The organism is Pseudomonas sp. EA_105y_Pfl2_R69, from assembly GCF_963970915.1.
Lineage (GTDB): Bacteria > Pseudomonadota > Gammaproteobacteria > Pseudomonadales > Pseudomonadaceae > Aquipseudomonas.
Genome location: NZ_CAXAOO010000001.1, coordinates 495,796 through 507,910, shown reverse-complemented (window position 1 = coordinate 507,910; position 12,115 = coordinate 495,796). Strand labels below are relative to the sequence as shown.

Here is a 12,115-nt window from a genome sequence, read left to right as displayed (position 1 = left end):
CGTCCTTTTCCCGTCAAAAGAGGCCCGGCATGACCGCCTTCGCTGAGTTGCCCTTGCTGATCGAACCGGCCCAACTGGCCAGTCGCCTGGATGCACCCGAGCTGATTCTGGTCGACCTGACCAGCAGCGCACGCTACGCCGCCGGGCATATCCCTGGCGCACGCTTTGTCGACCCCAAGCGCACCCAGCTGGGCCAACCGCCGGCACCCGGCCTGCTGCCCGAACAGGCGCAGCTTGAGCAACTGTTCGGCGAACTGGAGCATAACCCCGATGCCGTCTACGTGGTGTATGACGATGAGGGTGGCGGCTGGGCCGGGCGCTTTATCTGGCTGCTGGACGTGATCGGCCACCCGCGTTACCACTACCTGGACGGCGGCCTGCATGCCTGGCTGGCGGAAGACCTGCCCCTCAGTACGGAACAACCCGCCGCCGTGCAGCAGGCGCTCAGCCTGACCCTGAGCGAGGAACCCACGGCCAGCCGCGAGTACCTGCAAAGCCGCCTCGGCGCTCCCGACCTGGCCATCTGGGATGCCCGTTCGGCCGCCGAATACCGGGGCGAGAAGGTACTGGCGCAGAGAGGCGGACATATCCCCGGCGCAGTCAACCTCGAATGGACCGCCTCCATGGACCAGGCCCGCGCCCTGCGTATCCGCCAGGACATGTCCGAGATTCTCAGTGCGCTGGGCATCAGCCCCGACAAGGAACTGATCACCCACTGCCAGACCCATCACCGCTCAGGCCTCACCTACCTGATCGCCAAGGCGCTGGGCTACCCGCGGGTCAAGGCCTATGCCGGCTCCTGGGGCGAGTGGGGCAACCATCCGGACACGCCGATCGAGCAATAAAGCGCTACCCGCTTTCCACTTAAAGGAACACCGATGAAAGACCGCCTGTTTATCCTCAGCCAGTACCTGCTGCCCCATCACCTGCTGTCGCGCCTGATCGGCTGTGCGGCCGAATGCCGGGCCGGCTGGTTCAAGAATCGACTGATCGGCTGGTTCGCCAAGCACTACCAGGTCAACATGGCCGAGGCGCAGGTCGAAGACCTGCAGGCCTTCGAACACTTCAACGCATTTTTCACCCGTGCCCTCAAGGAGGACGCGCGCCCTCTGGACCCGACCCCCGGCGCGGTGCTGTGCCCGGCCGACGGCGCGGTCAGCCAGCTGGGTAAGATCGAGCACGGGCGGATCTTCCAGGCCAAGGGCCACAGCTTCAGCCTGGTCGAACTGCTCGGTGGCGACAGCCCGCGTGCCGCCCCCTTTATGGGCGGCGAGTTTGCCACCATCTACCTGTCGCCCAAGGACTACCACCGCGTGCATATGCCACTGGCCGGCACCCTGCGCGAGATGGTCTATGTGCCGGGCCGCCTGTTCTCGGTCAACCAGAACACCGCAGAAAACGTCCCCGAACTCTTCGCCCGCAACGAACGCGTAGTCTGCCTGTTCGACACCGAGCGCGGCCCCATGGCCGTGGTGCTGGTCGGCGCGATGATAGTCGCCTCCATCGAAACCGTCTGGGCCGGCCTGGTCACCCCGCCCAAACGCGCCCTGAAAAGTTTCAGCTACGACGAGGCCGCCCGCGCGCCCATCGTCCTGGACAAGGGGGCCGAACTGGGCCGCTTCAAGCTCGGTTCCACGGCCATCGTCCTGTTCGGCCCGCAGCAGGTGCAGTGGGCCGAACAACTGGCGGCCAACAGCGGTGTGCAGATGGGCCAGCGCCTGGGCGGTGCCAGCGCCAGCTGACGCGCAGACGGTGAACCCCCGCCGGCATCCGGGGGTCCAACGCTCAGCCCGCAAACCCACAGGACATACGCCAATCCTGTGGCCGCGGGCCCTGCGCCCGACCTTCTGCTGGCTGCTACAGCGGCGAGATGCTGCTAGAGTCGGAACACCATGCATAAGAACGCCCGCCCTGGCGGCGCGCCGGAGTAGCCGAGCTAGATGGATAAACAGAATTCTCACCTGATGCTCCGCGTCACCACACCGGAAAAACAGAGTCTGTCATTCAGCAATGCCAGCCCGCGCGACCTGAAAACCTGGATCGCCGGCCTGCCCAAGGCCAATATCGGCGAGACCGCCCGCCAGCTGTACCAGGCACTGGTGGAGATCAACCAGCTGCTGACGCCCTCGGACAACCGCCTGCAACTCCTGGAGATCCTGCGCCCCGAAGTCTATTTCGTCTGCAAGCAACTGGAGCGCCACTTCCTCAACCAGGCCATCGTCCTCGACGAACGCCCGCGCAAGGTCGCCAACCTGTGCCAGGCGCTGCAAAACCACCTGGCCATCGGCTACAAGCTGATCGTCACCCGCCTCGTCAGCCAGACCGGCCGCGAGCGCAACCAGCTGCTCAATATTGCCCTGCAACGTGCCAGCCACAGCCTGTGCGGCCCGCTGATTCGCGCCAGCCAGCTGTACTGCCCGGTCCCCGAAGGCCTGTGGCTGGAACTGCACCAGCTCTACCAGATCGCCCGCCAGCGCGGCCTGCAGAAAAACCTGATCCGCGACCCGCTGGCCTCGCACGCCCAGGGTCTGAGCGTCGAGCAGAGCTATCTGGTCGCCCTGCTTCTGGGCTGCGCGCGCTGCAACCAGATGCGCCAGAATGCCATTGCCCGCCTTGCCGAAGTTCTCGAACCCTGGAGCACCCTGGTCACCCTGCAGGCCGGCGAGAGCCCATCCAGCCTGTTCGCCATCGCTCCCCAGCAAGACGGGCCGCCTCGTTACACCTCCCTGTTTCAAGACAAGGAACTGTCCAGCACCCTCGGCATAGACCCCAGCCACCTGGTCGACGCGATCAAGGAGCACCTGCTGCTGCCCGCGGAGAGCCTGGACAAGTCACGCCTCGTCGCCCCCGAAGGCTTCAGCCAGGACATGCTGCAACACCTGGCCGCCGCCTGGGGCGATATCGCCGAGCGCACCTTTCAGCGCAGCCAGGCCAGCGGCCAGCTGACGATCTGTATCGGCATGAGCGCCCTGCATTTCTTCCTCGCCGGACAGCGCCCCTTCCATGACGTACTGAAACTGCCGAGCCAGAAAACCGCCCCGGTGTTCAAGGTGGATAGCGGAGCGCCGGACATCTGGTCGAAGGCCTTCGATGTGCAGAAGGTCGGCGAGTGGGAGCAGCGCCTGCCCATGGAGGAAATCCAGTACAGCAAGCCGACGCAGGCACTGCAATCGAGCGAGAACAGCGACCCGGAAAGCTACCCCACCTATCCGCTGTCGATCGTCAATATCAGCCCAGGCGGCTACTGCCTGTCCTGGCCCAAGGACGTTCCCAACCAGCTCCAGGCCGGCGAACTGCTCGGCATCCAGGGCCTGCCGCAGCAAGGCTGGAGCGTGGCGGTGGTGCGCTGGATCCGCCAGGTACGCGGTGGCGGCACGCAGATGGGCATCGAACTGATCGCCCCGCACGCCCAGCCCTGCGGCCTGCAACTGCTGCGCAAGGCCGAACAGAACAGCCACTACCTGCGCGCCCTGCTGCTGCCGGAAATCAGCGCCATCTCGCGCCCGGCCAGCCTGATTACCGCCCGCCTGCCCTTCCAGGAAGGCAACAAGGTGCTGATCAATAGCAACGGTCAAGAGACGCACGCCATTCTCAGCCATCGGCAAACCAGCACCGGCAGTTTCAACCAGTTCGAATACCGCAGCGTCAAGCAACCGCCCAGCGACCACGGGAAGCCCGTCACAGCGGCGAAAAGCCACGACGCAGGCGGGGAGGAAGACTTTGACTCACTCTGGAAGTCGCTGTAGATTGCCCTCGCACCCCCTTTTGTCGCCTTTTCGCGCCCGTTCGGCGCAGACTTGATCTAAGCCATGGCCATCGAAAAAAAAACTATTCGGCTACTGATTCTCGAGGACTCGCAGAACGAGGCCGAGCGCCTGGTCAGCCTGTTCCGTAATTCGGGCCGGGCAACCCGCGTGCATCGCCTGAGTTCCAGCGATGACCTGCTCGACATCCTGCAGCAAACCTGGGACCTGCTGATCTGTGCCCCGAGCAGCGAACAGCTGCCGCCCAGCGAGGCCATCGGCTGCATTCGCCGCCTGGCCAAAGACATTCCGGTGATCCAGCTGCTGGCCGACAACGACTCCGACAGCGTCACCGAAGCCCTGCTGCTCGGGGCCCAGGACGCCTTGCCGCAAGGCGAGGATGAGCGCCTGGTGCTGGTGGCCAAGCGCGAGCTGAGCAACCTGGAGGAACGCCGCGCCCGCCGCGCCTCCGAAGTCGCCCTGCGCGAAGCGGAGAAACGCTGCCAGCTGCTGCTCGACAGCTCCGTCGATGCCATCACCTACGTGCACGACGGCATGCATATCTACGCCAACCGCGCCTACCTTGAGCTCTTCGCCTATGAAGATGCCGACGAGCTGGAAGGCATGCCGATGATCGATCTGATTGGCAGCAGCGATCAGGCCAGCTTCAAGGACTTCCTGAAAAACTACCAGGACGTCGAAGGCCACGACGAACTGGCTTGCACCGGAATCAAGGCCAACGGCCAGGGCTTCCCGGCGCAGATGAGCTTCTCCCCAGCTACCTACGATGGCGAACCCTGCATTCAGGTGGTGATTCGCGCGCAAAGCGGCAACGCCGAGCTGGAAGAGAAACTGCGCGAGATCAGCAGCCAGGACCTGGTGACCGGCCTGTTTAACCGCATCCACTTCCTCGAACTGATGGACTCGGCGGCAGAACGCGCGGTCAACGCCGGCCAGCCGGCCTGCCTGGCCTATATCCAGGTCGACCGCTACGCCACCCTGCTGGCCGATATCGGTCTGGCGGGCATTGACCTGCTGCTCACCGACCTGGCCAATCTGCTGCGCGCGCACTTCAACGGCGAGGCCCAGATCGCCCGCTTTGGCGACGACGTGTTTGCCGTGCTGCAGCCGGGCCAGGCACCGGAGAAGTGCCAGGAACACCTCGCTGCGCTGCTGAAGAAGGTCGAAGGCCATCTGTTCGATGTCAGCGGCCGCACCGTGCAGACCAGCCTGTCGATTGGCGTCGCCGGACTCAACGAGAAGACCGCCAAGGCCCAGGAAGTCGTCGACCGCGCCCACCGTTGCGCCGACGAACTGAAAGAAGGCAACGCGCTGAAACTATTCAACCCGGCCGACGAACTGGCGGCGGCCGCCAGCCGCGGCAATATCATCGCGATGATTCAGCAGGCCCTGGAAAACAACAGTTTCCGCCTGCTGTTCCAGCCGATCATCAGCCTGCGCGGCGACAGTTACGAACATTACGAGGCGCTGCTGCGCCTGGTCAGCCCGCAAGGCGAAGATATCCCTCCCCTAGAGCTGTTCGCCGCAGCCATGGGGGCCGGCATGGCGGAAAAGATCGATCGCTGGGTCATTCTCAACTCGATCAAGCTGCTGGCCGACCACCGCAGCAAAGGCCACAACACCCGCCTGTTCGTGCATCTGTCGAGCGCCAGCCTGCAGGACCAGACCCTGCTGCCCTGGCTCAGCGTCGCCCTGAAAGCCGCCCGCCTGCCGTCCGACTCGCTGGTCTTCCAGTTCAGCGAACCGGATGCCATCGCTTACCTGAAGCAGGCCAAGAGCCTGACCCAGGGTCTCAACGAACTGCATTGCAAGGTGGCCCTGAGCCAGTTCGGCTGCTCGCTCAACCCGTTCAACACCCTGAAGCACCTGCATATCGATTTCGTCAAGATCGACAGCTCCTTCTCCCAGGACCTGGGCAATGCAGAGAATCAGGAGGCGCTGAAAACCCTACTGGCCAGCCTGCACTCCCAGGCCAAGCTGACCATTGTGCCCTTCGTCGAGACGGCCAGCGTGCTGGCCACCCTCTGGCAGGCCGGGGTCAACTATATCCAGGGCCATTATCTGCAAGGCCCGAGCCAGTCGATGGATTACGACTTCTCGGCCGGCGACGAGTAAGGCCGCGCAGCTACAAAAAATGGCCGTGAGCCATTTTTGCCGTTGCCCAGCGACGCCCCCGAAGGGGTGGCCGCCAGGACAGCAGGCACAAAGAAGCCGCCCTCGGGCGGCTTCTTTGTGCCTGTACGCCTACTCCAGGCCGTCGCGGTCGCGAAAGCCGAGCAGGTACAGAATGCCGTCCAGGCCCAGGGTCGAAATCGCCTGCTTGGCCGACTGCTTGACCAATGGCTTGGCCCGGAACGCCACGCCCAGGCCGGCAATCGCCAGCATCGGCAGATCGTTGGCCCCATCACCCACGGCGATGGTCTGCTCCAGGCGCAGTCCTTCCTTGGCGGCCAGTTCGCGCAGCAGGTCGGCCTTGCGCTGGGCATCGACGATGGGCTCCACCGCCACGCCGGTGACCAGGCCATCGACTGTCTGCAGCTCGTTGGCGAACACATAGTCGATGCCAAGCTTGGCCTGCAGCTGCCTGGCAAAGTAGGTGAAGCCACCGGAGAGGATCGCGGTCTTGTAACCCAGGCGGCGCAGCTCGCTGAACAGGGTCTCCGCCCCCTCGGTCAGGCGCAAGGAGTCGCCGATATCGGCCAGCACGGTTTCCGGCAAGCCCTTGAGCAGCGCCAGGCGCTCGCGGAAGCTGGCGGCAAAATCCAGCTCGCCGCGCATGGCCCGCTCGGTGATTTCCGCCACCTGCTCGCCGACCCCGGCGGCCTTGGCCAGCTCGTCGATCACTTCCGCCTCGATCAGCGTGGAGTCCATGTCGAACACCGCCAGGCGGCGGTTGCGGCGGAACAACGAGTCGCGCTGGAAGGCGATATCGACGTTCAGCTCCTGGGCCACGCTGAGGAACTCGGCGCGCAGGGCGGCCGGATCGGCGGGCTCGCCACGCACCGAGAACTCGATGCAGCCCTTGCCCTGCTCGGCCGGCATATCCAGCGGCATACGCCCGGACAGGCGATCGATATGGTCGATATTGAGGTCATAGCGCGCGGTGATCGCGCTGACCCGCTGCAACTGCTCGGCGGTCACCTTGCGCGTCAGCAGGGTGACGATATGCCGGGCCTTGCCCTGGCCGCCGACCCACTGCTGATAGTCCGCCTCGGAGACCGGGGTGAAGCGCACCTGCTGATCGAGCTTGTAGGCGGTAAACAGAATGTCCTTGAGCACCGAGGAGGCGCGCTCGGTATCGGGAATTTCCACCAGAATGCCGAAGGACAGGGTGTCGTGGATAACAGCCTGGCCAATGTCGAGGATATTGACCCCGCCGTGGGCCAGCACCCCAGTGATGGCGGCGGTCAGGCCGGGACGGTCTTCACCGGTGATATTGATCAGGACGATTTCGCGCAAGGCGCACCCTCCGGGGCATGATGGATGGCTGACGGCCCGCTGAACACTCAGCAAACCGGGGAAAGGGCGCACATTCTACCCATTTTCGCCGCCAACGCAGCGCTTTGCCCGCCGCTGGGCGGCCGCTATACTGCGCGCCAACTCCAGTCGACAAGAGCCGAGCCCCGTGAACCGGCCCGCCCCCGTTAAACCCGATAATTTCTTCCTGTTGCTGTTCCAGGCCCTGCGTCAGCGGCGTATCCCCCTGGCGCTGCGCATCGTCAGCCATAGTTTGCTGCTGGTGGCCCTGGCCCTGGTGATCTACGGCTGGGTGATCGGCATGCAGTTCAAGCACGCCATGCAACAGCAGGCCGAAGCCCTGGGCACCAGCCTGATCACCCAGACGGCGACCTCGGCCACCGAGCTGCTGGTATCCAACGATATCCTCAGCCTCAACGTGCTGCTCAACAACCTGGTGAAAAACCCGCTGGTGGCCCACGCCGCCATCTACAGCGTGGACAACCGTATCCTCGCCGAGGCCGGCGCACGCCCAAGCAAAAGCATGCTGGGGGAGACCGAGGGGCTATATTCGACCCCCATCACCTTCCAGGAGGTGATCGCCGGGCAATTGCGCATCAGCCTGGATATGCAGCAATTCCAGCAGCCGATGACCATCAGCCTGCAGAGCATGGGCATTCTCAGCGTGATCCTGCTGGCCCTGACCCTGTCCTTGAGCATGCGCCTGGGCCGGCATATCTCCACCCCGCTGCTGCAACTGCGGGTCTGGCTACGCGACCCGGACGACCCCGCCCCTGGCGCGGGACGTCAGGACGAAATCGGCGACCTGGCGCGCCAGCTGCAAGCCCGCCTGGTCCCGGAAAAGCCAGAGCCTCAGGCCTTCGACGACGAGCCGTACGCGGACGACAGCGACGACTACCAGGACGAACCGTTCGACGAGGCCCCCGACTTCCAGGTGCCCGACCTGCGCGAGCAGGATTTCGACGAGCTCGATGAGCAGGAGCCCGTGTCTGCCGGGCCGAATGCGGACGGCGTGCTTGAGGAAGACGAAGACCCCTTTGCCGAGTTGCGTGTCGAGGACGAGGACGATTTCGACGAGGCCCCCGCCCCTGTCAGTGTCCCCGTTGCCAGCAACGAGCCGCAGCCCAGTGCCGTCCTGGCCATTCAGCTGGGTGCCCAGGAGCAACTGCGCCGCCTGCCACGGGCGCGCCTGCTGGAACTGCTGCAGCATTACCGCGACTGCCTGGACCAGGCCGCGTCACTCTATCAGGCCGAACTGCACACCCTCAGCGACGGCAGCAGCCTGATGCTGTTCCATCGCCAGGACAGCGGCGAAGACTACCTGACCCACGCCCTCTGCTGCGGCGAACTGATGCGCGCCCTGGGCCATGCCCTGCAGATCGAAGTGGCCGACAGCGGCATCACCCTGCAATTGCAGCTGGGCCTGACCCTGGGCGAAGACCTGCTCGAGCTGAGCCAGGGTGACCTGCTGCTCAGCGAAACCGCCCAGAATGCCCTGGCCCTGTCGCAGCACAGCCGCAACCTGCTACTGGTCGAGCGCAGCGTCGCCGACGACCCGCTGGTACGCCAGTGCGCGCGCATTCGCGCCATCGCCAGCCCACAAGGGGCGTGCTGTGTGGAGCGTCTACTGGAGCCCTACCCCTCGCTGCTGGAGCGGCAACTGGCGCGCATGCACGAGAGCCACTGAGCCGACGGGCCCGCCTGACGGCTGGCCCGACTCAAGCGCTCTTACTCAGAAACGAAAGACTTCGCCTTCGATACGCTGCGGCTCGGCCACCGGAATCTGCGGGGTCGGCGGTTGCGGCGCAGGCTTGGCCGGCTTGCGCTTGGGCGCAGGCTGTGCCGCCACCGGGGCCGGCACGGCGTACTCCTCGACGGCCAGAGCCAGTTGCTCGACCAACTGCTGCACCACCAGGCTCTGGGCCCGTACCTGATCGGCGATGGACCCCTGATGGGCCTCCTCCAGGCGTACCAGACGACCATCGAGCAGCTTGCCGTCGGCCGCCGAAAGACGCCATTGCGCCTCCAGCACCGCCGGGCGTAGCGGCCCCGAATCGAGCCGGGTAATCGACAGGGCAACCTTTACCTGGGGCTTGAAGCCCGGGGCCGCGGGGGCCGCGACCAGGCGCTGGCTATTGAGCCGCGAAGCCAGCTGGCGGAGTAACTGCTGATCCAGCTCGGCGGCCAGATTACCAGCCCAGCGGGCACTCTCGGCCGAGGTCAGGCTGCCGTCCTGCTGGCGCTGCAGCAGGGACTCGCGCTGCAGATAATCGGCGATCGAAACCGGCCCGAGCAGCACCGCCAGCCCCTGATTGGCCGTCGGCACACTCAGGTTGCCGCCATCGAGCTGGTACAACGCCGTTTGCTGGTAGCGCGCACAGCCCGCCAGGCCAAGCACCCCCGCCAGCAGCAGGACAACAGGAAAACGCATTACAGTCATGACCTACACCCAGCCGGCAAACGCGCCGGCATGTCTAAATAAAATGGCAGATGCGCATAAACGGATCGGCGCACCACACGGCCGCCTATCATCCGCCAAAGCGGCGCTCGACTCCAGTACGGTACATCAGGGCCCGGCGAGCCGCACTCCGGCAGCGGGCTCGCCTGACACTCAGGCCGGCACCTCGACCAGCAGGCTGTCGACGCGCTGGAAGCCGCGCGGCAGCTTGTTGCCACGCCGGCCGCGCTCGCCCTTGTAGTGCTCCAGGTCATCGGCCTTGAGCGACAGGGTGCGTTTGCCGGCCTGCAGCACCAGGGTCGCGCCCAGGGGCAGCACGGCCAGGTCGGTGAGGTATTCCTCGCGGGTCGCCACGCGCTCGCCGGGGATGCCGATGATCTTGTTGCCCTTGCCCTTGCCCAGCTGCGGCAGGTCGCGCACGGGGAACAGCAGCAGACGGCCTTCGGTGGTCACCGCCGCCAGCCAGTCGTCTTCACGATTGCCCAGGGGTTTGGGCGGCACCACCAGCGCGCCGGCGGGCAGGCTGAGCAAGGCCTTGCCAGCCTTGTTCTTGGCCTGCAGGTCTTCGCCCTTGACCACAAAGCCGTAGCCGGCATCGGAGGCAATCACATACAGGGCGCTGTCGTCCGGCAGCAGCACGCACTCGAAGGTGGCCCCCGGCGGCGGCTGCAGGCGTCCGGTCAGCGGCTCGCCCTGGCCACGGGCCGAGGGCAGCGAATGGGCGGCCAGCGAGTAGCTCCGTCCGCTGGAGTCGATAAACACCGCGTACTGGTTGGAACGGCCTGGCGCGCAGGTTTTGAAGCCGTCGCCAGCCTTGTAGGACAATCCAGTGGCGTCGATATCGTGACCCTTGGCGCAGCGCACCCAGCCCTTTTCCGAAATCACCACGGTGACCGGCTCGGTCGGCATCAGCTCGGTCTCGCTCAACGCGCGGGCTTCGGCGCGGGCGACGATCGGCGAGCGCCGGTCATCGCCATAGGTCTCGGCGTCCTTGATGATTTCGTCGCGCACCAGCTTCTTCAGCTTGGCCTCGCTGCCGAGCAGGGCCAGCAGCTTGGCGCGCTCCTTGGCCAGCTCGTCCTGCTCGCCGCGGATCTTCATTTCCTCGAGGCGGGCGAGCTGGCGCAGGCGGGTGTCGAGGATATAGTCGGCCTGAATATCGGTCAGGCCGAAGCGCGCCATCAGCACCGGCTTGGGCTGATCCTCGGTGCGGATGATATGGATCACTTCATCCAGATTGAGGAAGGCCACCAGCAAGCCTTCCAACAGGTGCAGGCGCTTCTCGACCTTGTCCAGGCGGAACTGCAGGCGGCGGCGCACGGTGTTGACCCGGTACTGCAGCCACTCGGTCAGCAGGGTGCGCAGGTCCTTGACCGAGGGCTTGCCGTCCAGGCCGATCACGTTGGTGTTGACCCGGTAACTGGACTCCAGCTCGGTGGTGGCGAACAGGTGCTGCATCAGCTCATCGGCATCGACCCGGTTGGAACGCGGAATGATGACGATGCGACAGGGGTGCTCATGGTCCGACTCGTCGCGCAGGTCGGCGACCATCGGCAGCTTCTTCGCCTGCATCTGTGCGGCGATCTGCTCCAGCACCTTGGCCCCGGAGACCTGATGCGGCAACGCGGTGACCACGATATCGCCGTCCTCGACGCGGTACACCGCGCGCATGCGCACCGAGCCCTTGCCGGTCTGGTAGATCTTCAGCAGATCGGCGCGGGGGGTGATGATTTCCGCCTCGGTCGGGTAATCCGGGCCGAGCACGTGCTCGCAGAGCTGCTCGACCGTGGCACTTGGCTGATCGAGCAGACGTACGCAGGCCGCGGCGACTTCGCGCAGGTTATGCGGCGGCACGTCGGTGGCCATGCCCACGGCGATGCCGGTGGTGCCGTTCAGCAGGATATTGGGCAGGCGCGCCGGCAGGGTGGCCGGTTCGTTGAGGGTGCCGTCGAAGTTCGGCACCCAGTCCACGGTGCCCTGACCCAGTTCGGTGAGCAGCACCTCGGAGTAGCGCGACAGGCGCGCCTCGGTGTAGCGCATGGCGGCGAATGACTTGGGATCATCCGGCGCACCCCAGTTGCCCTGACCGTCGACCAGGGTGTAGCGGTAGCTGAACGGCTGGGCCATCAGCACCATGGCTTCGTAGCAGGCGCTGTCGCCATGGGGGTGGAATTTGCCGAGCACGTCGCCGACGGTACGCGCCGACTTCTTGTGCTTGGAGTCGGCGTCCAGGCCCAGTTCGCTCATGGCGTAGACGATGCGCCGCTGCACGGGTTTCAAGCCGTCGCCGATATGCGGCAGGGCGCGATCCATGATCACGTACATGGAGTAGTTGAGGTAAGCCTGCTCGGTAAAGTCGGCAAGGGAACGGCGTTCCACGCCGTCCAGGCTCAAATCGAGGGATTCGCTCATGCGT

At 65.2% G+C, this 12,115-nt stretch carries 8 protein-coding genes; 5 read left to right on the top strand and 3 right to left on the bottom strand.

The window, feature by feature from the left end:
• Positions 1 to 29: 29 nt before the first annotated feature.
• From AACY13_RS02195 to AACY13_RS02180, 4 genes are all read left to right on the top strand, one after another.
• Positions 30 to 845, top strand: coding sequence for a rhodanese-like domain-containing protein (locus AACY13_RS02195; RefSeq protein ID WP_339458977.1), 816 nt, complete (start codon positions 30 to 32; stop codon positions 843 to 845).
• 33 nt (positions 846 to 878) lie between these two features.
• Positions 879 to 1,742: an archaetidylserine decarboxylase gene (gene asd / locus AACY13_RS02190; RefSeq protein ID WP_339458974.1), complete on the top strand. Its 864-nt coding sequence runs from the start codon at positions 879 to 881 to the stop codon at positions 1,740 to 1,742.
• A 198-nt stretch (positions 1,743 to 1,940) separates the two neighbouring features.
• A complete protein-coding gene (locus tag AACY13_RS02185) occupies positions 1,941 to 3,746 on the top strand; it encodes a molecular chaperone (RefSeq protein WP_339458973.1) in 1,806 nt (601 codons plus the stop codon).
• Between the two features lie 63 nt (positions 3,747 to 3,809).
• Positions 3,810 to 5,879 carry an EAL domain-containing response regulator gene (locus AACY13_RS02180; protein WP_339458970.1) on the top strand — a complete coding sequence of 690 codons (2,070 nt, stop codon included), beginning with the start codon at positions 3,810 to 3,812 and terminating at the stop codon, positions 5,877 to 5,879.
• A 129-nt stretch (positions 5,880 to 6,008) separates the two neighbouring features.
• Here the strand turns inward: AACY13_RS02180 and serB are convergent, their stop codons facing one another.
• Complete coding sequence (gene serB, locus AACY13_RS02175; RefSeq protein ID WP_339458968.1) at positions 6,009 to 7,223, bottom strand: phosphoserine phosphatase SerB; 1,215 nt, start codon at positions 7,221 to 7,223, stop codon at positions 6,009 to 6,011.
• A gap of 166 nt (positions 7,224 to 7,389) precedes the next feature.
• Here serB and AACY13_RS02170 point away from each other — a divergent pair, with 166 nt between their 5' ends.
• Positions 7,390 to 8,928, top strand: coding sequence for an AhpA/YtjB family protein (locus tag AACY13_RS02170; protein WP_339458965.1), 1,539 nt, complete (start codon positions 7,390 to 7,392; stop codon positions 8,926 to 8,928).
• Between the two features lie 45 nt (positions 8,929 to 8,973).
• Here the strand turns inward: AACY13_RS02170 and AACY13_RS02165 are convergent, their stop codons facing one another.
• A complete protein-coding gene (locus AACY13_RS02165) occupies positions 8,974 to 9,681 on the bottom strand; it encodes a PqiC family protein (protein WP_339458963.1) in 708 nt (235 codons plus the stop codon).
• Positions 9,682 to 9,852: 171 nt separating this feature from the next.
• Positions 9,853 to 12,111, bottom strand: a complete 2,259-nt coding sequence (parC, locus tag AACY13_RS02160; protein ID WP_339458961.1) for a DNA topoisomerase IV subunit A — start codon at positions 12,109 to 12,111, stop codon at positions 9,853 to 9,855.
• Positions 12,112 to 12,115: the final 4 nt, after the last annotated feature.